Below are 23,364 nucleotides of genomic sequence, written 5' to 3'. Positions count from 1 at the left end.
TGCGCCCGATGGCGTGCGCGCGACGGAGTTTGAATGATGAAGAAATTGACGATCCTGCCGGGCCTCGCGCTCGGCCTGCTGGCGCTTGGTGCGCCGGCCCACGCTGACCACGGCCTCGCCGGCCAAGGCGGCAGCGCGGGCAATGTACTGTCGCCCTCGACGCTGCCCAAGGGCGCTTTCGCCTTCAGCTTCGGCCTTGGCCTCGCCGTGCCGGAAAAGCGAACAGACGCCGAACTGGCCGCGCTGACCGCCGACCATATCCACGCCCATGCCGGCGACTATACGCTGACCGGCGTGCTCGGCCTCGCCTATGGCCTCACGGACCGGATCAGCCTGTCGGCCTCGGTGCCTTACGTCCGCCGCGACGGGCTGCGGGCCGGGGTGCACGACCATCATTCGACGGTTGTGAACCGTGCGGAGGCGCTCGGCACGGTCAGTGGCCTCGGCGACGTGCGGGTGACGGCGCAAGCGCGGGTCATCGACTGGCACGGCGGCGGGCTATCGCTGGTCGCGGGCCTCAAGGCGCCGACCGGCCACACGTCGCAAGCCGGCGACAACGGCGAACTGCTCGAAGTCGAGCACCAGCCGGGCAGCGGTAGCTGGGACCTGATCACCGGAGCGGCGATCGGCGGCAAGATCGGAAGGGCCGACATTGCCGTCTCGGCGAGCCGCGAGTGGACCACCACCGGCGAGCGCGAGACCGAGCTGGGCGACCGCACGCTGGTCGGCCTGTCGCTGTCCCGCACGCTCGGCGCGATGGCGCACCATGACGACAGCGGCGAGGCGCCGCACGGCCATGATGCGACGGCGCTGTTCGTCGAAGCGACCTACGAAGCGGAGGGCAAGCAGGAGATTGCGGGCGTGGTCGAGGCGAATGGCGGATCGAAGGCGATCTGGCTGTCGCCCGGCGCGCGTCGCGAATGGGCCAGCGGCTGGTCGGCCGGGGCAGCGGTCGGCGTGCCGTTGTGGCAGAAGGTCGGCCTGTCGCACCCCGCCAACAAGCTGCGCGCGACGCTGTCGCTGGGGCGGCGCTTCTAGCCGGAGGAGCCCCCATCCTTCCGGCGCGGGTGGGGGCGACCGGCATTGGCCGCTTGACGGGGCGCCCAACTGCCCTACGGCGCGATGCCATGATCACCCTCTACGGCATTCCCAACTGCGACACGGTCAAGAAGGCGCGGTCCTGGCTGGAGGCGCGCGGCGTCGCCTACGCGTTCCACGACTACAAGAAGGCGGGGGCCGACCCGGCGCTGTTGAAGGGCTGGGCGGACGAACTCGGCTGGGAAGCGCTGCTCAACCGGTCAGGGACGACGTTTCGCAAACTCGACGAGGCCGACAAGACCAACCTCGACGAGGACAAGGCGATCATGCTGATGGCGATGCAGCCCTCGCTGATCCGCCGCCCGCTGCTCGACAAGGACGGCGAACTGATCGTCGGCTTCAAGCAATCGACCTATGAGGATGCCGGCCTGGCCTGAGGCGCTTGCCCGACGACGATCGTCGCGGCACACTTGCCCGGCAAACGGGGAGGGGCCGATGGAAGACGCAGGGACACGATCCGCAGTGCCGGCATGGTACTGGTTCATCGCGGTGGCGGCGCTGCTGTTCGAACTGTCCGGCTGCTACGCCTACTACCTGCAGGTCTCGGTCGATCCCGCGACGATGACGCTGGACCAGCGGACGTTGGCCGAGGCCACTCCCGGATGGATGCTGGCGGCCTATGGGCTGGCGGTCGGCGTCGGGCTGGTCGGCGCGATCGGCCTGCTTCTGCGGCACCGCTTTGCAGTGACGGCCCTGCTGATTTCGCTGGTCGCGGTGGTCATCCAGTTCGGCGGCATCCTGATCGTTCCCGCGCTTCGGCAGTCGATGTCGTCGGACCAGTTCCTCGGGCCGATCATCATCTTCCTGCTCTCGTACGGGCTGTGGCATTTTGCGCGGATGGCCGCGCGGCGCGGCTGGCTTCGCTGAGCGCACAAAAAAGGGCGCACCGCGAGGTGCGCCCTTTTCCGTGATGGGAGACCGTTGAAAGTCCTAGGACTTCGGCTTCTTGACCTTCGTCCGGGTGCCAATGGTGATCTTTTCCTGATCGGTCGTGGTGGTGGCGGTCGTCGATGTCGACGGCGCCAGCGGATCGCTGCTCGTCGAAGACGGGACGGCCGGCGTGGCTGGCGTCGCAGCCGTCGCCGGGGTTGCCGGGATCGCGGGGCTGTCCGCGGTCGGCGGCGTGGCGGGGGTTGCCGGGATCGCTGGAGTCGCTGGAGTCGCCGGCGTTGCCTGCGACAGCGCCGGGGCGGCGGCAAGGCCGGTCAGGGCGATCAGAAGCTTGAAAGCCATAAAGGGCAGTTCCTTTTCTTTTGGTCGGGCCCCAAGGGGGAGAAGGGCCCGTCGACCCTGTCTGGCGGTTCGAGCCGTTAAACCGAAGCGGTTCACGGCGGGTGGAGCCCACCTTGGGGTTGGCCGAAAGCCATACTTCCGCCTGTCCTGCCCATGGCTCGCCTTGTCTCGACGGAGCGCCGCGGCACGCCTAAACAGGACCGATGTCCACCTTTACCATCGACAGCGCGACCAGCCGCGCGACTCCCTCCCCGATGCCGGGCAAGCGCATGACCGTCCCCGCCATCCGCGGCCGCAAGGTGGACGGGACGACCGCCGAGCCTTTGGTGATGCTGACCGCCTACACGATGCGCACGGCGCAACTGCTCGACCCGCATTGCGAGATGCTGCTGGTCGGAGACAGCCTGGGGCAGGTGATCTACGGCCTTCCGTCGACCGTGCCGGTGACGATGGAGATGATGTGCGCCCACGGCGCGGCGGTGGTGCGCGGCAGCTGGCACGCCCTGGTCGCGGTCGACATGCCGTTCGGAAGCTATGAAGGCTCACCCGAGCAGGCGTTCGCCAGCGCCTCGAGGATCATGAAGGAAAGCGGCTGCGCGGCGGTCAAGCTGGAAGGCGGGGAGGCGATGGCGCCGACGATTGCCTTCCTGACGGCGCGCGGGATCCCGGTGATCGGCCATGTCGGCCTGACTCCGCAGGCGGTCAACATCCTCGGCGGCTATGGCGCCCGCGGCAAGTCGGAGGCGGAAGCCGCGAAGATCGTCGGCGACGCGCGCGCGGTCGCCGATTCCGGCGCGTTCTGCGTCGTGGTCGAAGGCGTGATGGAAACGATTGCCGACGAGGTCACCCGTGCCATCCCGGTCCCGACCATCGGCATCGGCGCATCGGCCAACTGCGACGGCCAGGTGCTGGTGACCGAAGACATGCTTGGCCTGTTCGAGCGTACCCCGCGTTTCGTCAAACGTTACGACGACCTCGCGACGCGGATCGGGGAGGCGGCCGCACAATATCGCGACGAGGTGCGCGGCCGCAGCTTCCCCACCGCGGACCAGACATACCGCCCGAAGGCTTAGGGACCCTTTGCCTTTTTCCGCCTGCGCGCTAGAGCGTGCCAGCATTTGTTCATCCGGGGCGGGGAATGAAGCGGTCGGACCGATGCCCCGGTATTGATTGACGAGGATAGACTTGGCGCTTCCCCCGAAAGCAGCGATAGTTTCGTTCGCGAAGTCGACGAGAATCTTCGCCGCGACCAGATGGCCCATGCGGCCAAGAAATACGGCAATTGGGCGATCGTCGCGGCCGGGTTGTTCCTGCTCGCCGTCGGCGGTTTCCTTTTCTGGAAAGACCGGCAGGCGAAGGCCGCCGAGGCGTCGACCGAGCAGCTGGTCGAGGCGCTGCAGGGCGCCAGCGACAAGAGCAAGGACGCGTCGACCAAAGCTGCCCTGGACCGGCTGGCCCAGTCGGATTCCGAAGGTGTCGAGGCCAGCGCCCGCCTGGCTCGCGCCGCGATCGCGCTGGAATCGAATGACCGCGCAACCGCCCTGTCGATCTACAAGGCGGTTGCCGCCGACAAGGACCTGACCCAGGCGTACCGTGACGTCGCGCTGATCCGCGGCACCGCCCTGGAATATGATTCGCTGAAGCCCGACGATGTCATCGCCCGGCTGCAGCCCCTGGCCGAGCCCGGCAATCCCTTCTTCGGATCGGCCGGTGAGATGACGGCGCTGGCGCTGATGGCCAAGGGGCAAAAGGCCGCCGCCGGCCAGCTGTTCGCCAAGATCGCCGCCGACAAGGAAACACCAGACACCATCCGTGCCCGCGCAGTGCAGGTGGCCGGCACGCTGGGCGTCGACGCCAGCGCGTCGCTCCCCGCCGGCGATGCGGCCCAAGGCCAATAGGACATTCCATGAATCGTACCCTTACCCAAGCGACCGCCGTGCTGCTCGCGGCCAGCCTGTTGGCCGGCTGCGGCGTCATCAAGGGCAAGAAAAAGGCCACGCCGACGATCGGTGACCGGGTCTCGGTGCTGGTCAATGAAATCGACATCGCCGTCGACGAGACGACGGCCGCGGTGCCGATGGAGCTGCCCGGTGCGGTCGACAATGCCGACTGGATGCAGTCGGGCGGCAACGCGTCGAAGTCGGTTGGCCATGTCGCGCTCGGCCAGTCGCTGGGGCTGGCCTGGTCGACGCAGATCGGCAGCGGCAGCGGCAAGAAGGAACGGCTGGGCGGTGGTCCGGTCGTCGCCGGCGGCAAGGTCTTCACGATCGACACGACGTCGACCGTGCGCGCTTTCTCCGCGGCGAACGGCAGCACGGTGTGGGAGGCTCAGTTCGGCACCGAGAAGGGCAACAGTGCCTCGCTGTTCGGCGGCGGCGTCGCGACCGACGGTACGCGCGTCTACGCCACCAACGGCCTTGGCTACGTCGCGGCATTCGATGCGAACACCGGCGCGGTCGTCTGGACGAAGCAGCCGGGCGGCCCGCTGCGCGGCCAGCCGACGGTCGATGGCGATGCCGTCTATGTCATGAGCCAGGACAACCAGATTTTCTCGCTGAAGGCGTCGGACGGGACGACCAACTGGTCGCAGGCGGCGAGCCTGGAAATTGCGGGCGTGTTCGGGTCCGGTTCGCCGGCCTCGGCACGCGGCACGATCGTGGCCGGCTTCTCGTCGGGTGAACTCAACGCCTACCGCTACGAGAATGGGCGCCAGGTGTGGCAGGACGCTCTGTCGCGCACCGCCATCTCGACCGGTGTCGCGGCATTGAGCGACATTGACGCCGACCCGGTGATCGACGGCAATTTCGTCTACGCGCTGGGCCAGGGCGGCCGCATGGTCGCGCTCGACATCAACTCGGGCGAGCGGGTGTGGGAACTCAACATGGCCGGCATCTCCACCCCGTGGGTGGCCGGCGATTGGCTGTTCGCGGTCAATGACAAGGCACAGCTGATCGCGGTGCAGCGCATGACCGGCAAGATTCGCTGGATTTCGCAGCTGCCGCGCTGGGAAAACGAGAAGAAGAAAAACGGTCCGATCTATTGGGCCGGCCCCGTCCTCGCGGGCAACCGCCTGATCCTCGCCAGCAGCGAGGGCTCGGTGGTCAATGTCGACCCGACCAACGGCAGCTTCCAGAGCCAGACCCACCTTAAAGCCGGGGTACGTTTCCAGCCGGTCGTGGCCGGTGGAACGCTCTTCCTGCTGACCGACGCCGGACGGCTGGTCGCCTTCCGCTAGGACACCAGCGCAGCCGTTTGAGTTGACGGAAGAGTGAGCGCGGGGCAGGGCATCCCCCATGCCCCAGCCCACCGTCGCCATCGTCGGCCGTCCCAACGTCGGCAAATCGACCCTGTTCAACCGCCTTGTCGGTAAGCGGGTCGCGCTGGTCGACGACCGTCCGGGCGTGACCCGTGACCGACGCGAGGGCGAGGGCAAGCTGCTCGGCCTGGAATTCAAGGTCATCGACACCGCCGGCTTCGAGGACGAGGATCCCGACAGCCTGCCGGGCCGGATGCGCGCGCAGACCGAGGCCGCGGTGCGCGATGCCGACGTCGCGCTGTTCCTGATCGATGGGCGCGAGGGGCTGACCCCGCTCGACGAGGAGATCGGCCGCTGGCTGCGCGGCGAGGACACGCCGGTGGTGGTTGCCGCCAACAAGGCCGAAGGCCAGGCGGGCGAGACGGGCCGGCTGGAGGCGTTCGCGCTCGGCCTGGGCGAGCCGTTCGCGCTGTCGGCGGAACATGGCGAGGGGCTGGTCGACCTGTTTGAAGCGCTGCGTCCGTTCGTCGAACGCGAGGACGACGAGGACGAAGCGGCCGAGGACGAGGAGGGCGGGCCGCTGAAGCTCGCCATCGTCGGCCGGCCCAACGCCGGCAAGTCGACGCTGGTCAACAAGATCCTTGGCGAAGAGCGGATGATCACCGGCCCCGAAGCCGGTATTACGCGCGATTCCATCTCGCTCGACTGGCAATGGACCGACCCCAAGGGCGAGACCCACGCCGTCCGGCTGGTCGACACGGCGGGGCTGCGCAAGCGCGCCAAGGTCGACGACAAGCTGGAACGGCTGTCGGTGCTCGATACCAAGCGGTCGATCGACCATGCGGAAGTCGTGGTGCTGCTGCTCGACGCCACGCGCGGGCTGGAGGTGCAGGACCTCAAGATCGCCTCCCAGGTGATCGAGGAGGGCCGAGCGCTGATGATTGCGGTCAACAAGTGGGACGTGGCCGAGAACGCCTCGTCGCTGTTCAACGGGATCAAGGCAGCGCTTGAAGAAGGCCTCAGCCAGCTGAAGGGGGTCCCGGTGCTGACCGTGTCGGCCCAGACCGGCAAGGGCATCGACACGCTGATCGGCGCCGCGCTGGAGCTTCGCGAGGGCTGGTCGCGGCGGGTCAGCACGGGCGAGCTGAACCGCTGGTTCGAGCGCGCGGTCGAAACCAATCCGCCGCCCGCGCCCGGCGGCAAGCGAATCAAGCTGCGCTACATCACACAGGTGAAGTCGCGCCCGCCGAGCTTCGTGGTGTTCGGCACGCGGGTGGACCAGCTTCCGAAGAGCTATGAGCGCTACCTGCTCAATTCGATGCGGCGCGATCTGAAGCTGGGTCCGGTGCCGCTTCGCCTTACCATGCGCGCGCCGAAAAATCCGTTCGACGACAAGCGATCATAACCGGCTCTTTACCCTTTGGGGCTTAAGCGGGGCGGGAACGACACCCTCAACCCCGGGGGCATGGAGCGAAACTTGGACGATCCGCGCGATTACGTCGACTGGGTGCATTTCGAGAAGTCGCGGGCCGAGCTTGGTCCGGGGTTCATCCGCATCCTCGGCTATTACCGTGAAGATGGCGCCAAGAGCGTCGCGGCGATCGAAGCGGCGATGCACGAGCAGAACACGGTCGCGCTGGTCATTCCGGCCCACACCCTCAAGGGCGAATCGCGCCAATTCGGGCCGAGCCGCTCGCCGCCGTCGCGGAGAAGATCGAGACGGTCGCGCGCATGTCGATCGAGACCCGGCGCTTTCCGGACGAGCTGGTGCCCGACGTGGTCGAACTCCGCCGCTTGTTCAACGCGACGCTGGAACTGTTCGAGCTTGCGACCAACCCGTTGCAGACCCGGGCCGTCAGCGGCGGGTTCGGCCGCAAGGTGGCCAACCAGGGCTTCGGCCGGATCTAATCTCCGGTTGGCGCGCCAAGCGTCGGCTGTCCTTTGCGCATCGGCTGGACCGAACCGCGCGCCAGGCTGCGCCATGCCCATTCGAGCGGTCCGTAGTGGTAGCGGTCGAGCCACCATTTCGACCACAGCAGCATCAGCGCCCAGACAAACGGCACGAACAGCCACGCCTGCCCGCGTGATAGCTCGGCGTAGAGGCCCCGGCAAAACCGAAGAACAGGAAGGTGCCGATGATCGTGCAGCCGATGTAGTTGCTGAACGCGGTCCGGCCGACCGCGGCCAGCCGCTCACTGAACGGCCCGGCGCGGCGGGTCAGCAGGATCGCCAGCGCGGCATAGCCCATCGCGACCACCGGCCGGAACAGCGGCGTGTAGCCGCCGTAGGCGCCGAACGCGTAGGGCGGCTCGAAATTGTGGCTCCACGCCCACCAGGCAAAAAAGCCGTAGACCAGCGCGCCGATGCCGAGCGTGGTCGCGGCGACCTTGCGGTAGCGGCGGTCGTCCCACTCGCCGGTAAGGAAGCCCGACTTGTACCCCGCCATGCCGAGGATCATCAGCGCCATCGTTTCCAGCCACAGCGGGCCAAAATCGAACGGTGACAGCAGGCCCTCGTCCTTCACGCTGGAGGTGAAGTGGGCGGGGATGGAGGCGTGGTCGGCCTTGTCCTTGGCGATCGTCTTGGCATCGGGAAACAGCCGGGCGCGGCCCTCCTTGAACTTCTTGACGTCCTCCGCCGTGCCGTTGCCCGACTGGACCAGCTCATATTTCTGAAGGCCCTGGTATGAAAAATAGGCGCTCATCCCCGCGTTCACGAGGAAACCGATCGCGGCGATGATGAACAGTTTCCGGGCGCTCAGCCGCTTAAACCAATACACCACCATGCCGACCGCGGCGTAGTGGGTCAGGATGTCGCCCCACCACAGGATGAAGAAGTGGGCGAGCCCAAACATCATCAGCACCAGCATCCGCGCGTAGTGGGCCCGGAAGGGTGAGCGGCCGGCGCGGATCGCCCGGTCGATGACCAGCATCAGCGACGCGCCGAACATGATCGAGAACAGGCTGCGCAGCTTGCCGTCGATGAAGAAGAAATTGGCCAGCCAGGTGAGCTTGTCGCCGAGCGCATCGAAGCCGAACGCGGGCGGATAGAAGTAGGCGATCTTGATCATCGCCATGCCAATGACGTTGACCGAAAAGATGCCCATCACCGCGACGCCGCGCGTGATGTCGAGTGAGCGGATCCGATCGCCCGTGCTGGCGCCTGCCCCTTGAGTCATGTCATTCCCCCTTCGATTATTAGCCGGCCGCCAGAGCCACCGCGTTGGACCCTCGCCGCATCGGTTGGGCCCGGCCGCGCGACAGGCTGCGCCATACCCATTCGAGCGGGCCGTAATGGAAGCGGTCGAGCCAGGGCTTCGACCACAGCAGCATCGCCCCCCACATCCCGACGACGAACAGGTACAAGGCCGCGCGCCCAACCTCCCCAAAAAGGTCGAGACCGTAGCCGTAGAAGATCGTCGTCATGACCATCGACGTCAGCAAATAGTTGCTGAAAGCCATTCGACCGGCGGCCCCGATCCGGGCAGCCACGGGCCGTTCGCATGGCGTTTGACCAGGACGAGGATCAGGGCCGCCCAGCCGACCGTCATGATCACGTCGAACGGCATGGAAAAGGCGATCGACGCGTTGAATGTGGCAAAGGCGTCGTGCCCCGTCGCGGACTGGTAGGCGACCAGCGCAATCAGCGGGGGGACGGCGATGGCGAAGCAGCGCACGGCCCAGCGCCGGTAGCGGTCCGGTTGCCACTCACCGGTCAGCATGCCCGATTTGAACAGCGCCATGCCGAGCAACATCAGACCGAGCGTTTCCAATCCCATCTGGATGAACGACTTGAACGGCTTGGCAGTCTTGCCCTGCAACCGGTCGAGCATGATCGTCCGGTAATCCGACTTGTAGAGCTTGAGGTCGCGCGCGCTTTTTCCGGCGTCGGGTCCAAAGAACCCCTCAATCTGCTCGAACGCACGCTCCATCTTTTTCTGTTCGGCCGCGGGAACGTTCCCCGACCGCGCCATCTGCAGGCCGATCGCCTGCAGGCTGGTGAAGAGGAAAGCGACCGTGAGCACGCCGATCGCCCAACGCCACAGCGCCCGAGACGACAGCTTCCGAAACAGGAACAGAATGACGCCGCACATTGCGTACAGCACCAGCACATCGCCCCACCAGATGAAGTAGAAGTGGATCAGGCCGAAGACGAGGAGCCACGCCATCCGCGCGAAATGCGCAACTCCAGGCCGGCGCGACGTCGCCAGCGCGCGCTCCATCACGAGCAGCGTCGACGCGCCGAAAAGGACCGAAAACAGGCCGCGCATCTTGCTGTCGATGAAGACGAAGTTGAAGGCCCAGGTCAGCCAGTCGAACCCGTTCGCCCCTCCATAAGCCGTTGGGTTGAAATAGGCGGCGCCCGGAAGCGCGAAGGCGTAGATATTCATCGCAAGGATGCCCATCACCGCGACGCCGCGCGTGATGTCGAGTGAGCGGATGCGGTTCCCGCCCGCCGTCGATGTCGCCATGCCTGGCCCTCCCCCCTGTTGGGGTCGGGTCTAGGGCCGAAACGAAATTCGCGACAGCGGGTTTCGACGAACCGTCAGTGCGCCTCCTCGGCGGGCTTGGAATTCAGCTGGATGTAGTTCTGAAGCCCCATCGCCGCGATCATGTCGAACTGCTTCTCCAGCGTGTCGACATGGTCTTCCTCGTTGCTGAGGATTTTCGCGAACAGGTCGCGGCTGACATAATCGCCAACGCTCTCGCAATGAGCGATCGCGCCCTTCAGCTGGGTGACCGCTTCGAGCTCCAGCTCGAGGTCGGAGCGGAGCACTTCCTCGACATTCTCGCCGACGCGAAGGCGGCCAAGCGCCTGGAAGTTGGGCAGGCCATCGAGGAACAGGATGCGCTCCGACAGTTCGTCGGCATGCTTCATCTCGTCGATGGATTCGTGCCGTTCGAAATCGGCGAGGCGCTGTATGCCCCAATGGTCGAGTAGCCGATAATGGAGCCAGTACTGGTTGACCGCGGTCAGCTCATTCTTGAGCGTCTCGTTGAGCAGTTCGATGACCCGCGCGTCGCCCTTCATGCCACTCTCCCTTCACTTCGCCTTACGCCGCGCGCAGCGTCCGTCAAAGCGAAATATTGGCGAAAAACCGGGAAAAACATGCGAGTGAAAGTCACTCGCAATCGCGGCTCAGGCGGCCTTGGCGTCGACCGCGAGCAGCCTGGCGCGCTCGTCCTCGATGATCATCGCCGCGAAGTCGACGCAGCTTCCGCAATTCACTTCGCAACCGAGCGAGCGGTAGGCGCTGTCGACGCAGGGCGCGCCGCAGCGAGCGGCCTTGCGGACGTCAGCCTCGCGAATCGCATTGCACGAACAAACGATCATGGTGATCGTCATACTCGATAATGCGAGGCGTTCGCAAGTAGCCTAGAGTTCGCCCTGCATCAGCGCGGGGAAGAAGCCCTCATGCGCAGCGCGGAGGTCGGCAAGGGGGATATTTGCGATTACGTCTACTTGGTCGTCATCGTCCGAGAGGTACTGCGTGAGGACGAGTTCGTTGCCACCAGTCACGCCAAACTGCTCAACAAACACCGGATGATTCAGTCGCAATTCTTCGAACTCTGCGGCTTTTGCCGAGGATACCGTCAGCAGATATTCGCCCTGATCTTCCCCGAAGGCCCAGCGTGAATTGATTTCGTTGACCGAAATGGTCGCGCCTACGCCCCCACTCAACGCCATCTCGGCGAGCGCCACCGCGATACCGCCGTCGGATACGTCGTGAACTGCGCTTGCAATACCTAGGCGGACTGCTTCGCGGATGAACGCCCCATTTGCAGATTCATATTCTAAATTCACAGGTGGAGGTGTGCCGTCGCGACGGCCGTGGACTTCATTGAGCCAGACAGATTGACCCAAATGTCCCCACTCCCGTCGATCTGAATTGTTCAGCGAATAGATTCTTTCGCCCTCAGCCTTGAACGCGATCGTGGCGCTCTTCGACCAGTCCTGCATCAGCCCCACCGCGCCGATGGCGGGGGTGGGAAGGATCGCGCTGCCTCCGCCGGTGGCCTTGCTCTCATTGTAGAGGCTGACGTTGCCGCTGACGATCGGCATGTCGAGCGCGATACAGGCCTCGCTCATGCCCTGAAGGCAGCCGACGATCTGGGCCATGATTTCGGGCCGCTGCGGGTTGCCGAAGTTGAGGCAGTTGGTCACCGCCAGCGGCGTCGCGCCGACCGCGCACAGATTGCGGTAGGCCTCCGCGATAGCCTGCTTCCCGCCCTCGACCGGGTCGGCGTAGCAATAGCGCGGCGTGCAGTCGGTGGTGATCGCCAGCGCCTTGTTCGTACCATGGACGCGCACCACCGCGGCGTCGCCGCCGGGGCGCTGGACGGTGTCGGCGCCGACTTGGCTGTCATACTGCTCCCAGATCCAGCGGCGGCTGGCGATGTTGGGGCTGCCCATCAGCTTCAACAGGTCGGCGGCGATGTCGGTCGATTCCGGGATGTCGCCGAGCGGCGCGACCTTGGCCCACGCCTTGTACTCGTCTTGGCTGAGGTGCGGGCGGTCGTAGAGGGGGCGTCGTCGGCCAGCGGGCCGAGCGGGATGTCGCACACGACCTCGCCGTTGTGCTCCAGCACCATGTGGCCGGTGTCGGTGACTTCGCCGATGACGGCGAAGTCGAGTTCCCACTTTCGGAAAATCGCCTCGGCCTCGGCCTCGCGGCCGGGCTTCAGCACCATCAGCATCCGCTCCTGCGATTCCGACAGCATCATCTCGTAGGGGGTCATGCCCTCTTCGCGCTGCGGCACCGCGTTCATGTTGAGGCGAATGCCGGCGCCGCCCTTCGACGCCATCTCGACCGACGAAGAGGTGAGGCCGGCGGCGCCCATGTCCTGGATGGCGACGATGGCGTCGGTCGCCATCAACTCCAGGCAGGCTTCGATCAGCAGCTTTTCGGTGAAGGGGTCGCCGACCTGCACGGTCGGGCGCTTCTCGTCGCTGTTCTCGTCGAAATCGGCCGAGGCCATGGTCGCGCCGTGGATGCCGTCGCGGCCGGTCTTGCTGCCGACGTAGACGATCGGATTGCCGATGCCGGTCGCGGCCGAATAGAAAATCTTGTCGGTGGATGCCACGCCGACGGTCATCGCGTTGACCAGGATATTGCCGTCGTAGGCAGTGTCGAAATTGACCTCGCCGCCCACCGTGGGCACGCCGACGCAATTGCCATAGCCGCCGATGCCCGCGACGACGCCCGCGATCAGGTGGCGCATCTTGGGATGGTCGGGACGGCCAAAGCGGAGCGCATTGAGGTTGGCGACCGGACGCGCGCCCATGGTGAAGACGTCGCGCAAGATGCCGCCGACGCCGGTCGCGGCGCCCTGGTAGGGCTCGATGTAGCTCGGGTGGTTGTGGCTCTCCATCTTGAAGATGGCGGCCTGGCCGTCGCCGATGTCGATGACGCCGGCGTTCTCGCCGGGACCGCAGATCACCCACGGCGCGGTGGTCGGCAATTTCTTAAGGTGGAGGCGCGAGCTCTTATAGCTGCAATGCTCCGACCACATGACCGAGAAGATCCCCAGCTCGACCAGGTTCGGCTCCCGGCCGAGCGCGTTCAGGATGCGCTGATATTCTTCGGGAGAGAGGCCGTGCTCGGCGACGGTCTCGGGCGAAATTTCCTGAAGGGCAGTGGCCATGGCGCGCCCTTAGCGGGCTGGCCCGCGAAAGCCTAGATGTCGCGGCGATCGTATCGTTCGCCGGAAACGTAGATCGTCGCCGGGCGGCCCTCCGCGAAATGGGTGAAGCGGATGCGTTCGGGAGACCACGACTGTTCGCCGAGGCGGTAGAGATTGTCGCCGATGCGGGTCATCGCGTCATACCCGCCGAGCCACAGCTTGCCGCCGCGCTCAACGATCTCGATCGTGCCGCCCCAAGGCGAATCGAACACGAAGCGGCCGGCGAACCGGGCCAGCGCGGGATCGGACGGCGCGACGGGGTGGACCGCGCCGTCGCGGACGAAGGTGCGCGACCCATGCTCGATCGCGACCACCTGATCGCCCTTGCGGACCATGGTCATCGCCCAGCGCGACCAGCCCGGCGCCTGGGTCGCGAACATGTCCTTGCCAAGTGAAATGAGTTCACCGCGCGCCTGACCCGACTGGAACAGCGGGCCGCGCGAACCGGCGGTGATGCGCAATGTCTCGCCGCTGCCGGGAAAGGTGTAGGTCCCCACGAAATCGGTCGAATCGATCGTCGGCCGCTGCAGCGTCGGGGCCTTGGGGACCGGCGTCCGGGTCACCGCCGCGCGCAAGGCCTGCACCGCGTACAGAGTCAGCAGGCGGGGGCGGTACCCGGCGGGATAGCCGATCGGCACAGATGCGTAGGCGCCGATCTCGCTCGGGACGTCGAGATGGAACGAGGACGAGAAGCTCGGCATGCCGCCGGTATGGTGGAGAAGTTGGCGAGTGCCGTCGGCGACGTGCATCAGGCCGTTGCCGTAGGTCCGTTTCTCCTCCGACGGGACGGCGTGGGCTACGAATGCCTTGCCCGCGGCCGGCGACAGGCCCAGCCCGCCGCGGCCGTTGGCGGCGGCCGCGATCGAACGCATCAGCAGGGCCATGTCGGCGGTCGGCGCCGCAACCGACCCGGCCGCGAAGGTGACGTCGACCCACGGCGCGGGGCCCAGCGGATCGCCGGGAACATAGACCTGGTCGAGGTCGAGCGGCTGGTAACCCTGGATGTAGTCGCGGCGGTCGGCCCACAGGATCGCGCCCCGCGCGCCGCTCATGCCCAGCGGCGCGAAGATGCGGCGGCGAAGGACGCTGGCCATCGGCGCTTTCTCGATCCGCTCGATGATGGAGCCGATCAGGCCATAGCCGGTATTGGAATAGAGCCAGTGGCTGCCGGGCGCCGACCCGCGCCACAGCGGCCCATCGCCGGGAAAGGTCGGGGCGTTGCCGGGAAGCCCGCTGGTGTGGTCGAGCAGCTGCTGGATGGTGATCGGCGCGCCCGACGGCCAGGGCACCCCGGGGAGCAGGGAACGCGCGTCGGAAGCAAGCGACAGCTTTCCTTCGCTCGCCAGCTGGTGGACCACGGCTCCGACCATCAGCTTGGTGATCGATCCGACCTGGAACAGGGTGCGGCCATCGACCGGCCGCCGGCCGCTCAAGTCGGTCGAACCGACGAGTATCTCGTACGCCGGAAGCCCCGGCGCGGTCAGCGCGACGGCGAGACCGGGTACGCCGAGGTAGCGGCGGTGCGCCTCGGCATGGGCGCGGATCGCGGCGATCGCGGCAGCGAGGGCCGGTGGCGGCGCCGCGGTCGCGGCCCGCGTGAGCGACGGGTGCAGCGTCGTGGCGGCGGTGATCCCGCCGAGAAGATGGCGACGTGAAACGTGAAGCAAGACAGGCCTTTTCGTTCGGCGGACAGTGTCGCCCGGTCGATATCCGGTCAAGACGCATGAAAAAGGGGCCGGTTGCGTGGCGCAACCGACCCCTTCGAAAGTTCAGGAACGAGGCGTCAGGCCTTGCAGCTCTGCGAACCCTTGCCCGGACGTTCCAGCGTGATGCTCGACGCGGAAGCGCTGCCCGTCAGCGAATAGCCTTCGGCAGACAGCGCCTTGCCGGCTTCGGCCGGGGCGGCGAGCTTGGTTGGCGTCGCGGCCTTGTCGGCGCGGAAGTTCGCCGAATTGTCGGCCAGCCAGTCGATGTAGACCACGCTGTTGTCCTTGCAGCGATAAATCTTGCTGGCGACGATCGCGGGCGGAAGCGTCGCGGGGTCGATCTTCGCGACCGGGTTCTCGTCCTTCCGCTCGCCGGCGACGATGGTGTGATCGCTGTTGTCGCAAGCGCCGAGTGCGGCGGTTGCGAACAAGGTGCAGATAAGAATCTCTTTCTTCATGGTTTTCGCTCTTCGCCAGTGCAGCATGCCTCGTCAAGTAGGGGGAGAATTGCATCGGGCCGGACTGGGGCATAGATTGGGCGCGATGTCAGTTGACGAACGGTACGAGCCGCAGCGGCGGATACGCATTGGCCTGACCGGTCTTGCATTCGTATTCTTGCTTGTCCTCCTCGGCACGGCGATCAGCCGGTCGGGCGAGGATGGCGTGACGCCGCCGGCCAACACGGTCGCCAACGCGGACGTCGAGCCCAACGAGCCGTTGGCCGAAATCGGCGCGGCGCCGGGGCAATCGGCGGGGGATGTCGAGGCCGAACGCGACGCCAACGCCGCCGCGCCGAAGTGAAGCCCGCGGCCTGGATCGGCATCGCCGTCGCGGTTCTCGCCGGCACCGGCATCGCGCTTCGTTCGTCGCCGACTGAAAAGCCGACGCTGCTGCTGCTCACCAGCCTGCCGATCCTGTTCGGCGAGGGGTTCACGCTGGATCAGGCGCCGACGCCCGTACTGGCCCGTTTGGAGAATGAGTATCGCGTGCAGCCGATCGACGTCGCCGACGGCACTTCTCTGGAGGGTCACGATCTGTTGTTAATGGCGCATCCCCGCGCGCAACCGGCCGAGGCCCTGGTCGCGCTGGACGGCTGGGTTCGGCGGGCGGCCATGTCCTGCTGCTCGCCGATCCCAAGGTGGACTGGCACAGCGAGAAGCCGCTCGGCGACCTGACCCGGCCGCCGCCCTCGTTCGCCGATACCGGCCTGCTCGCCCATTGGGGACTGGCGCTTACGCTCGCTCCGGGGAACAGCGTCGGGATCCTGCGGCAGGCGGGCGGGGGAGGCTGCGCCGTGGCCGACGGTGGCCTGATCGCCCGCTGTGCGATCGGCAAGGGCAAGGCGACCATCATCGCCGACGCCGACTTCCTCGAAGCAGGTGACGAGGCGGGTCTCGACCTCATCGAGGACGAGCTTTCGCGACTCAATCAGGGTCGCTGATTCCGCCCCGCGATTCTCGTGGGGATTCGATGCCAACAGACTTATCCACAGGGTGGCAGCCCAAGAACAGGTGAAGAACAGCGGCATGCGCTCGCCACAAAAAGCCGTAGTTTTCCAATGCTAGGGCATGAATTGGCATGGTGTGGCATGAAAACCCATTGTATCCCGCACTGGGGTGAGTTACCAACATCAGTGAAGCGCGGGGCAATCCGGTGAGATACGCAATTGCGTCGGGCGCTCGGCAATGCCGCGCACCCGTCACCGGCGAAGCCATGTCCGCGCGGGGCGGAGTGGACAGTGGCACTAGAGCATCTGTTTCAGGGCAGTGCTTTGAACGCGGTGGACGCCAAGGGGCGTGTTTCCGTGCCGGCCTTCCTGCGCCAGGTGATCGAGCGTCGCGGTGACGCCCGCACCATCGTCCTTGCCAAGCACGAACAGTTCCAGGCCCTCTCCGCGTACGATCCCGCCTACGCCGCGCAGAAGCACCTGAAGCTGGAGCGCCTTCTGGAGAAGGAAGAGACCAGCCCCGACGCCGAACTCGCCTATCAGCGCCGCACCCTGATGGCCTTCGGCGCATCGGAAGAAGTGCCCTACGACAGCTCCGGCCGCATCGTCCTGCCCCCGATGATGCGTCGCAAGGGCCAGATCGAGGAACTCGCGCTATTCATCGGCGCCGGCGAGACCTTCCAGGTGTGGAACCCGAAGCTGTTCCTCGCCGACGCCAACATCCCCGAGGACCTCAAGGACATCGCCCGCTACCGACTAGAGGAGCGCGGGCTGTGACCGGCAAGGCTCCGCACGTCCCGGTCCTGCTCGACGAGGTCATCGCCGGCCTCGCCGTGGCGCCCGGGGACATCATCGTCGACGGCACTTTCGGAGCGGGCGGCTACACGCGCGCCTTGCTCGAAGCGGGGCGGGACGAGTGATCGGCTTCGACCGCGATCCGCAAGCGATCGCGAACGGTCCGGCACTCGTCCCGGACGCGCGGCTGACCCTGATCCAGGACCGCTTTGGCAATATGCACGAGGCGCTCGCCGCCCGTGACCTGCTGCCGGTCGACGGTGTTACGCTCGACATCGGCGTGTCGTCGATGCAGCTCGACCAGGCCGACCGCGGCTTTTCGTTCGGCAACGATGGTCCGCTAGACATGCGCATGTCTAGCGAAGGCGAGACGGCCGCCGATTTCCTAAACAACGCCGACGAGGCGGAGATCGCCCGGGTCATCAGGGATTATGGCGAGGAGCCGCGCGCCCGCAGCGTTGCCCGCGCCATCGTCGCCGCGCGCCCGCTGACCCGCACCGCCGAACTGGCCGCCGTCGTCCGCAAGGCGCTTGGCCACCACGCGGGCATGAAGACCGACCCGGCGACCCGCACCTTCCAGGCGATCCGCATTCACCTGAATGCCGAGCTCGACGAGCTGGAAGCCGGCCTTCGCGCCGCCGAACGCAGCCTGAAGCCCGGTGGCCGCCTGGCCGTCGTCACCTTTCACAGCCTGGAAGATCGCATCGTGAAGCGCTTCCTGCGCGTCCGCAGCGGCGCTGCGCCGGGCGGGTCGCGCCATCGCCCGCTTGGTCCCAGCGGCCCTGCGGCCAGCTTCGAACAAGTCGCCAAGCCGGTGTCCCCTTCGGACGCCGAATTGGCCCGTAACCCGCGCGCGCGCTCGGCGCGACTGCGAACCGCCGTCCGGACGCCGGCGCCCGCGTGGGACCAGGAGAAGGCCGCATGAGCGTTCGAGGATTCAAGTCGGTGTTGATGGTCGGCGCGGTCGCAAGCGCGGCGCTTGGCTGCTACCTCGTCAGCCTGCGCGTCGCGTCGGAACGCGCCGCACTGGAGTCGGTCGAAACCAAGATCGTGCTGGCGCAGCGCGACATTCGCCTGCTCGAGACGGAGATCGGGACTCGCGGGCGGCTGGCACAGCTGGAGCGGTGGAACGTTCGCGCCATCCAGCTGAGCGCGCCGACGGCCGACCAGTTCGTCGACAATGGGTTCCAGCTGGCGACCCTGGTGAAGCCCCAAGCCAAGCCCGCGATTGCCGCGCCGGTGGTGCTAGCCGCGGCGCCGCGTGACGCGGCGCCCGCCCGCCCGCGGATCGTCAGCGACGACAGCGATGCGCCCGTCCCGTCGATCGCGCCGAAAGCGCCCTCCGACATGATGCACGTCGCGTCCTACACACGGCCGGTAACCCCGGTGGCGCGGCCCGAGCCGTCGACCAAGCCTGCCAGGACGGTTGCGACGACGGTCAGCAAGACCCTGGCGCCCAAGCCTGCGACGAAGCCCGCGAAAACCGCGACGGCCGATCCGCTGGCACCCTTGCCCGCCGCGGCGGGTAAGGCCAAAGGCGCCGCTTCGCCCCGCAAGACCACCAAGGACCTCGGCACGCCCTGATGAACGCCCCGACGCCCGCTCTCGTCGCACGGCCCGAGCGGCTTCGCCTTGTCGGACAGAAGCGCAAGGTCCTCGCGCTGATGCATCAGCGCCTGATGTTCGGGCTGCTCGTCTATGGCTTCGTCATCAGCGTCATCGTCATCCGCCTGGTCTACCTCGCGGCGTTCGGTGATCACGCCGGGCGCAAGGTCGGCGCGATCAGCCTGACGCCCGAACGCGGAGATATCGTCGATCGCGACGGGCAGGCGCTGGCCCGGACCATCGATGCGTGGACGATCGGCCTGCAACCGTCGAAAGTCATTGGCGACAAGCTCGACCTCGCCCGCAAGCTCGCCGAGCTGATGCCGGAAAAGGACGCCGCGCAGTATCACGCGATGCTCGTGTCGAAGCGCAGCTTCTATTACCTTCGCCGCCGCGCCTCGCCGAAGGTGGTCGCCGCCATCAATGCGCTTGGCGAGCCGGGCCTCGCGCTCGAACGCGAACCGGACCGCCTCTACCCGCAGACCAGCCTCGCCGCCCACGTCCTCGGCTGGACCGACGTCGACGGGAATGGCACCGCCGGGATCGAGCGGGCCTTCAACGATCGCCTGGCCGACCCGGCGCAGCGCGGGACGCCGCTGCAGCTGTCGATCTCGTCGCGGATCCAGCAGGCTCTCGAGCACGAATTGCTCGCCGCCAAGCAGGAATTCTCGGCGATCGGCGCGGCCGGAATCATCATGGACATCCATACCGGCGAACTGCTGGCGATGACGTCGTTGCCGCAGCTCAACCCCAACGTTGCCGGACAGGGTGCCGACGAAGCGCGCTTCAACCGGGCGACCCTTGGGGTCTACGAGCTGGGGTCGACCTTCAAGCCGTTCACCGTGGCGATGGCGATGGACCTTGGCCACATCAAGTCGATGGGCCAGATGTACAATTGCCCGCAGCAATTGCACGTCGCCGGCCGGACCATCAACGATACGCACCCCTATGGCCGCGCCTGTTCGGTCGCCGAGATCATGAAGGAAAGCTCCAACATCGGCACGGCGCAGATTGCCCAGCAGATCGGGCCAAGGACCAAAAGGCTTTCCTCCAGAAGATGGGCTTCCTGTCGCCGGTCGAAATCGAGCTGAAGGAACGCGGACGCACGCTGACGCCGGGCAAGAACTGGAACCTGATCGAAACGCTGACGGTCGGTTACGGGCATGGCATCGCGGTGACCCCGCTCCACCTGGCCACGGGCTACGCCTCGCTGTTCAACGGCGGCGTGTACCGTCCGGCCACCCTGCTGAAGGTCGACCGAACCCACCCGGCAGCGCAGGGGCATCGCGTGTTCAGCGAACAGACCAGCTACAAGATGCGCTCGCTGCTCCGGCTGGTCGTGACGCAGGGCACCGGCAAGAAGGCCGACGCGCCGGGCTATCGCATCGGCGGCAAGACCGGCACCGCGGAAAAGCTGCTCAACGGCCATTATACCTCGAGCGCGGTGGTCACGACCTTCGCCGGCGTGTTCCCGATGGACGAACCGCGCTATGTGATCGTCGTCATGCTCGACGACCCCAAGGCCACCGCCAACACCTATGGCTTCCACACCGCCGGCTGGAACGTGGCGCCGGTGGTCAGCAAGACGGTCAGCCGCATCGCGCCGATGCTGGGCGTCCGGCCAAGCAAGACGCGCGAGCCGAACATGGCCGAAGTGCTTCCGTACGTTCACGAAAAAGCGGAGCACTAAGTCCATGCGCCTGGGCGAAATCGCCGGCACCGATTCTTCCGCCGTCGTGACCGGCTTCGCGCTCGATCATCGCAAGGTCGCGCCGGGGAATATCTTCGGCGCCTTTCGCGGCGGCCATTTCAACGGCGAGGACTTTATTGCCGACGCCGTGCGGCTGGGCGCGGTGGCGGTCATCGCTCGGCCGGAGGCGACGGTCGAAGGCGCCGTGCATATTGCCGCCGACGAACCGCGCCGGCGCTTCGCCCGCCTCGCCGCGAAGTTCTACGCGCCCTATCCGGAGACGGTTGTCGCGGTGACGGGCACCAACGGCAAGACCTCGACGGTCGAGATGACGCGACAGCTATGGCGGATGGCGGGTCACCGCTCCGCATCGATCGGGACGCTGGGCGTGACCACCGCCGACGACCAGGTGTCGACGGGGCTGACCACGCCCGACATCGTCACTTTCCTGTCGAACGTCGCCGGGCTGGAACGGATGGGCATCAGCCACGTCGCCTACGAGGCGTCGAGCCACGGCCTCGACCAGTATCGCGCCGAAGGCGTACCGCTGAAGGCCGTTGCCTTCACCAACTTCAGCCGTGACCACCTCGATTATCACGGCACGATGGACAGCTATTTCGCGGCCAAGATGCGGCTGGTCGACGAGGTCGCCGCCGACGATGCAGCCGCCGTCGTATGGACCGACGATCCGCGGTCAGACGAGGTCATCGGCCATGTCCGCAAGCGTGGGCTCCGGCTGATGACGGTCGGTGAAAAGGGCGACGACATCCGCCTCGTCCGCCGCACCTCGACACCGCTCGGCCAGCAGCTCGATCTCGCGCATGACGGCAAGGAATACCGGCTGACCCTGCCGCTGATCGGCGCCTACCAGGCCGCCAACGTGCTGGTGTCGGCGGGTCTGGTGCTGGCGACCGGCGGAACCTGGGCGACGACGCTGAGCGGCATGGCCCGCGTCGCGCCGGTGCGCGGCCGGCTGGAGCGTGCGGTGATCAGCCGGGCCGGTGCGCCGGTCTATGTCGACTACGCCCACACGCCCGACGCGATCGAGGCGGCGATTGCCGCGCTTCGCCCGCACGTCGAGGGACGGTTGATCACCGTGGTCGGCGCGGGCGGGGATCGCGACGTGGGCAAGCGGCCGGAAATGGGCCGGGTCGCCAGCGAGCTTAGCGATCTCGTCATCGTCACCGACGACAATCCCCGCAGCGAAGATCCCGCAGCGATCCGCGCGGCGGTCATGTCCGGCGCGCCCGGTGCGCGCGAGGTCGGCGGACGGCGCGAGGCGATCGCCGCGGCCATCGCCGAGGCGCGGGCGGGCGACATCGTCCTCCTGGCCGGCAAGGGACATGAACAGGGCCAGATCATCGGCGATCGCGTGCTGCCGTTCGACGATGTCACGGTGGCCCGGGAATGCGCGGCGTGAGCGCGCTGTGGACCAGCGACGAGATCGTCGCCGCGACTGGCGGGACGCTGGTCGGCGCCCCGTTCGAGGTGTCGGGCGTGACGTTCGACAGCCGCGAGGTGGAGCCTGGGCACCTCTTCGTCGCCATGCCGGGGACGGTCCACGACGGTCATCACTTTGTCGCCGGCGCCTTCGCCTCGGGCGCAGCGGGCGCGCTGGTGAGCCAGCCGGTGGACGGCCCGCATGTGCTGGTCGCCGATGTCGCCGAAGCCCTCACCGCGCTGGCGATTGCATCGCGGGCGCGGGTCGATGCCAAGGTCATCGGGGTGACCGGGTCGGTCGGCAAGACGTCGACCAAGGAGGCGCTGGCCGCGGCGCTGTCGCGCGGCGTCGGCGTCAAGGTCCACCGATCGGTCAAAAGCTACAACAACCATACCGGCGTTCCGCTAAGCCTGGCGCGGATGCCGCGCGACGTCGATTACGCGGTGCTGGAAATGGGCATGAACAATGCCGGCGAGATCGCCGCGCTGACCCGGCTGGTCCGGCCCCATGTCGCCATCGTCAACGCGATCGCGTCGGCCCATATCGAAAACCTTGGGTCGATGGAGGCAATCGCCGATGCCAAGGGCGAGATTTTCGAAGGGCTGGAGCCCGACGGGATCGCCATCGTGCCCGAGGATTCGCCCTATCGCGACCGCTTGGTCAAGAAGGCCCGCCGCCATGCCGGGCGCGTGCTGACCTTCGGGTCGGGCGAGGCCGATGTCGCCGCGATCCACGCGGTGCGCGCGGACAATGGCGGAAGCCTGGTCACCGCCCGGCTGCTCGAAAGCGAACTGACCTTTACCATCGCTCAGCGCGGTGAGCATTGGGTATCCAACGCGCTGGCGGTGCTCGCCGCCGTCGAGGCGGTCGAAGCCGATCTCGCCGTGGCCGGACTCGCGCTGGCCGACATGGGCGGGCTCAAGGGGCGCGGCGAGCGTCACCAGGTCGAGATCGACGGCGGCAAATTCCTGCTGGTCGACGAAAGCTACAACGCCAATCCGGCCTCGATGGCGGCGACGCTCAAGTCGCTTGGCGAAGAGCGGAGCGTCGCGCGCCGGATCGCGGTGCTCGGCCCGATGCGGGAGCTTGGCGCGCACAGCGACGCGGCCCACGCCGGTCTTGCGCCCTCGATCCTCGACGCGCGCATCGACCAGCTGATCCTGGTCGGTGACGAGATGATCCCGCTGGTTGACGCGCTCGGCGATTCGGTGCCGGTCACGGGCGCCGCCAATGCCGACGAGGCGGCCGACGCGCTGGTTAGGATCGTCCGTCCGGGCGACGCCGTACTGGTCAAGGCGTCGAACTCGATCGGCCTTGCGAAACTGGTCGACCGGGTGGCAGGGGGAACAGTGGTCCTGGACCCCCTTCCAGCGAGGTCGTGATGGAGACGAGAAACTACTTTGGGAGT

At 66.9% G+C, this 23,364-nt stretch carries 19 protein-coding genes and 6 pseudogenes; 17 read left to right on the top strand and 8 right to left on the bottom strand.

Annotation, left to right across the window (positions count from 1 at the left end; all coding sequences use genetic code 11):
* Nucleotides 1-33 precede the first annotated feature (33 nt).
* The 3 genes from H9L12_RS09085 (at nucleotide 34) to H9L12_RS09075 (ending at nucleotide 1,965) form a co-directional block, all read left to right on the top strand.
* Nucleotides 34-1,038 (top strand): hypothetical protein, encoded by a 1,005-nt coding sequence (locus H9L12_RS09085; protein ID WP_187541471.1) that lies wholly within the window; start codon nucleotides 34-36, stop codon nucleotides 1,036-1,038.
* Nucleotides 1,039-1,127: 89 nt separating this feature from the next.
* Complete coding sequence (locus H9L12_RS09080; protein WP_187541470.1) at nucleotides 1,128-1,475, top strand: ArsC family reductase; 348 nt, start codon at nucleotides 1,128-1,130, stop codon at nucleotides 1,473-1,475.
* A gap of 58 nt (nucleotides 1,476-1,533) precedes the next feature.
* Nucleotides 1,534-1,965: a hypothetical protein gene (locus H9L12_RS09075; protein ID WP_187541469.1), complete on the top strand. Its 432-nt coding sequence runs from the start codon at nucleotides 1,534-1,536 to the stop codon at nucleotides 1,963-1,965.
* 63 nt (nucleotides 1,966-2,028) lie between these two features.
* On the opposite strand, the gene H9L12_RS09070 is transcribed toward H9L12_RS09075, so the two are convergent.
* On the bottom strand, nucleotides 2,029-2,331 hold the full coding sequence (locus H9L12_RS09070) for a hypothetical protein (protein ID WP_187541468.1): 303 nt from the start codon (nucleotides 2,329-2,331) through the stop codon (nucleotides 2,029-2,031).
* A 203-nt stretch (nucleotides 2,332-2,534) separates the two neighbouring features.
* Between H9L12_RS09070 and panB the strand changes: the two genes are divergently transcribed.
* The 5 genes and pseudogenes from panB (at nucleotide 2,535) to H9L12_RS09045 (ending at nucleotide 7,495) form a co-directional block, all read left to right on the top strand.
* Entirely contained in the window at nucleotides 2,535-3,404 is an 870-nt protein-coding gene (gene panB / locus H9L12_RS09065; protein ID WP_187541467.1) for a 3-methyl-2-oxobutanoate hydroxymethyltransferase, read from the top strand.
* A 93-nt stretch (nucleotides 3,405-3,497) separates the two neighbouring features.
* Nucleotides 3,498-4,229, top strand: coding sequence for a tetratricopeptide repeat protein (locus tag H9L12_RS09060; RefSeq protein WP_187541466.1), 732 nt, complete (start codon nucleotides 3,498-3,500; stop codon nucleotides 4,227-4,229).
* A gap of 8 nt (nucleotides 4,230-4,237) precedes the next feature.
* The gene (locus tag H9L12_RS09055) at nucleotides 4,238-5,566 is read left to right on the top strand and encodes an outer membrane protein assembly factor BamB family protein (RefSeq protein ID WP_187541465.1); all 1,329 of its coding nucleotides are present in this window, start codon (nucleotides 4,238-4,240) and stop codon (nucleotides 5,564-5,566) included.
* A gap of 58 nt (nucleotides 5,567-5,624) precedes the next feature.
* A complete protein-coding gene (gene der, locus H9L12_RS09050) occupies nucleotides 5,625-6,992 on the top strand; it encodes a ribosome biogenesis GTPase Der (protein ID WP_187541464.1) in 1,368 nt (455 codons plus the stop codon).
* A 60-nt stretch (nucleotides 6,993-7,052) separates the two neighbouring features.
* A pseudogene (locus tag H9L12_RS09045) lies at nucleotides 7,053-7,495 on the top strand (Hpt domain-containing protein).
* On the opposite strand, the pseudogene H9L12_RS13630 reads toward H9L12_RS09045, so the two are convergent.
* The 7 genes and pseudogenes from H9L12_RS13630 to H9L12_RS09005 form a co-directional block, all read right to left on the bottom strand.
* Nucleotides 7,492-8,033, bottom strand: a pseudogene (locus H9L12_RS13630) (DUF418 domain-containing protein). The pseudogenes H9L12_RS09045 and H9L12_RS13630 sit on opposite strands and share 4 nt — an antisense overlap.
* A 751-nt stretch (nucleotides 8,034-8,784) precedes the next feature.
* A pseudogene (locus H9L12_RS13625) lies at nucleotides 8,785-9,308 on the bottom strand (DUF418 domain-containing protein).
* Between the two features lie 824 nt (nucleotides 9,309-10,132).
* Nucleotides 10,133-10,618 carry a bacterioferritin gene (gene bfr, locus H9L12_RS09025; RefSeq protein WP_187541462.1) on the bottom strand — a complete coding sequence of 162 codons (486 nt, stop codon included), beginning with the start codon at nucleotides 10,616-10,618 and terminating at the stop codon, nucleotides 10,133-10,135.
* A gap of 108 nt (nucleotides 10,619-10,726) precedes the next feature.
* Entirely contained in the window at nucleotides 10,727-10,921 is a 195-nt protein-coding gene (locus tag H9L12_RS09020; RefSeq protein ID WP_187541461.1) for a (2Fe-2S)-binding protein, read from the bottom strand.
* 42 nt (nucleotides 10,922-10,963) lie between these two features.
* A pseudogene (purL, locus tag H9L12_RS09015) lies at nucleotides 10,964-13,233 on the bottom strand (phosphoribosylformylglycinamidine synthase subunit PurL).
* A 32-nt stretch (nucleotides 13,234-13,265) separates the two neighbouring features.
* The gene (locus H9L12_RS09010; RefSeq protein ID WP_187541460.1) at nucleotides 13,266-14,939 is read right to left on the bottom strand and encodes a serine hydrolase domain-containing protein; all 1,674 of its coding nucleotides are present in this window, start codon (nucleotides 14,937-14,939) and stop codon (nucleotides 13,266-13,268) included.
* A gap of 116 nt (nucleotides 14,940-15,055) precedes the next feature.
* Nucleotides 15,056-15,436, bottom strand: a complete 381-nt coding sequence (locus tag H9L12_RS09005) for a hypothetical protein (protein WP_187541459.1) — start codon at nucleotides 15,434-15,436, stop codon at nucleotides 15,056-15,058.
* Nucleotides 15,437-15,521: 85 nt separating this feature from the next.
* Here H9L12_RS09005 and H9L12_RS09000 point away from each other — a divergent pair, with 85 nt between their 5' ends.
* The 9 genes and pseudogenes from H9L12_RS09000 to H9L12_RS08960 all read left to right on the top strand — a co-directional run bounded on the left by H9L12_RS09000 (nucleotide 15,522) and on the right by H9L12_RS08960 (nucleotide 23,338).
* The gene (locus H9L12_RS09000) at nucleotides 15,522-15,779 is read left to right on the top strand and encodes a hypothetical protein (RefSeq protein WP_187541458.1); all 258 of its coding nucleotides are present in this window, start codon (nucleotides 15,522-15,524) and stop codon (nucleotides 15,777-15,779) included.
* Nucleotides 15,776-16,153 (top strand): hypothetical protein, encoded by a 378-nt coding sequence (locus H9L12_RS08995; RefSeq protein WP_187541457.1) that lies wholly within the window; start codon nucleotides 15,776-15,778, stop codon nucleotides 16,151-16,153. Before H9L12_RS09000 ends, H9L12_RS08995 begins: the two co-directional genes overlap by 4 nt.
* A complete protein-coding gene (locus H9L12_RS08990) occupies nucleotides 16,117-16,419 on the top strand; it encodes a hypothetical protein (RefSeq protein WP_187541456.1) in 303 nt (100 codons plus the stop codon). The genes H9L12_RS08995 and H9L12_RS08990 overlap by 37 nt, the downstream gene beginning before the upstream one ends.
* Before the next feature lie 297 nt (nucleotides 16,420-16,716).
* A complete protein-coding gene (locus H9L12_RS08985) occupies nucleotides 16,717-17,202 on the top strand; it encodes a division/cell wall cluster transcriptional repressor MraZ (protein WP_187541455.1) in 486 nt (161 codons plus the stop codon).
* Nucleotides 17,199-18,145 (top strand): annotated as a pseudogene (rsmH, locus tag H9L12_RS08980) (16S rRNA (cytosine(1402)-N(4))-methyltransferase RsmH). The gene H9L12_RS08985 and the pseudogene rsmH overlap by 4 nt, the downstream one beginning before the upstream one ends.
* Entirely contained in the window at nucleotides 18,142-18,804 is a 663-nt protein-coding gene (locus tag H9L12_RS08975) for a hypothetical protein (protein ID WP_187541454.1), read from the top strand. The pseudogene rsmH and the gene H9L12_RS08975 overlap by 4 nt, the downstream one beginning before the upstream one ends.
* Nucleotides 18,804-20,515, top strand: a pseudogene (locus H9L12_RS08970) (peptidoglycan D,D-transpeptidase FtsI family protein). Before H9L12_RS08975 ends, H9L12_RS08970 begins: the two are co-directional and overlap by 1 nt.
* 4 nt (nucleotides 20,516-20,519) lie before the next feature.
* Nucleotides 20,520-21,935, top strand: a complete 1,416-nt coding sequence (locus H9L12_RS08965; protein WP_187541453.1) for a UDP-N-acetylmuramoyl-L-alanyl-D-glutamate--2,6-diaminopimelate ligase — start codon at nucleotides 20,520-20,522, stop codon at nucleotides 21,933-21,935.
* Nucleotides 21,932-23,338 carry a UDP-N-acetylmuramoyl-tripeptide--D-alanyl-D-alanine ligase gene (locus H9L12_RS08960; RefSeq protein ID WP_187541452.1) on the top strand — a complete coding sequence of 469 codons (1,407 nt, stop codon included), beginning with the start codon at nucleotides 21,932-21,934 and terminating at the stop codon, nucleotides 23,336-23,338. The genes H9L12_RS08965 and H9L12_RS08960 overlap by 4 nt, the downstream gene beginning before the upstream one ends.
* Nucleotides 23,339-23,364 lie beyond the last annotated feature (26 nt).

The sequence above is a fragment of the Sphingomonas rhizophila genome (assembly GCF_014396585.1).
Lineage (GTDB): Bacteria > Pseudomonadota > Alphaproteobacteria > Sphingomonadales > Sphingomonadaceae > Sphingomicrobium > Sphingomicrobium rhizophilum.
The sequence above is the reverse complement of the archived record's forward strand: the minus strand, read 5'-3'. Positions and strand labels throughout refer to the sequence as shown.

Coding starts and splice junctions, on each gene's coding strand:
- H9L12_RS09085 (WP_187541471.1), top strand. CDS start 34: ATGATGAAGAAATTGACGATCCTGCCGGGCCTCGCGCTCGGCCTGCTG.
- H9L12_RS09080 (WP_187541470.1), top strand. CDS start 1,128: ATGATCACCCTCTACGGCATTCCCAACTGCGACACGGTCAAGAAGGCG.
- H9L12_RS09075 (WP_187541469.1), top strand. CDS start 1,534: ATGGAAGACGCAGGGACACGATCCGCAGTGCCGGCATGGTACTGGTTC.
- H9L12_RS09070 (WP_187541468.1), bottom strand. CDS start 2,331: ATGGCTTTCAAGCTTCTGATCGCCCTGACCGGCCTTGCCGCCGCCCCG.
- panB (WP_187541467.1), top strand. CDS start 2,535: ATGTCCACCTTTACCATCGACAGCGCGACCAGCCGCGCGACTCCCTCC.
- H9L12_RS09055 (WP_187541465.1), top strand. CDS start 4,238: ATGAATCGTACCCTTACCCAAGCGACCGCCGTGCTGCTCGCGGCCAGC.
- der (WP_187541464.1), top strand. CDS start 5,625: ATGCCCCAGCCCACCGTCGCCATCGTCGGCCGTCCCAACGTCGGCAAA.
- bfr (WP_187541462.1), bottom strand. CDS start 10,618: ATGAAGGGCGACGCGCGGGTCATCGAACTGCTCAACGAGACGCTCAAG.
- H9L12_RS09020 (WP_187541461.1), bottom strand. CDS start 10,921: ATGATCGTTTGTTCGTGCAATGCGATTCGCGAGGCTGACGTCCGCAAG.
- H9L12_RS09005 (WP_187541459.1), bottom strand. CDS start 15,436: ATGAAGAAAGAGATTCTTATCTGCACCTTGTTCGCAACCGCCGCACTC.
- H9L12_RS09000 (WP_187541458.1), top strand. CDS start 15,522: ATGTCAGTTGACGAACGGTACGAGCCGCAGCGGCGGATACGCATTGGC.
- H9L12_RS08975 (WP_187541454.1), top strand. CDS start 18,142: ATGAGCGTTCGAGGATTCAAGTCGGTGTTGATGGTCGGCGCGGTCGCA.
- H9L12_RS08965 (WP_187541453.1), top strand. CDS start 20,520: ATGCGCCTGGGCGAAATCGCCGGCACCGATTCTTCCGCCGTCGTGACC.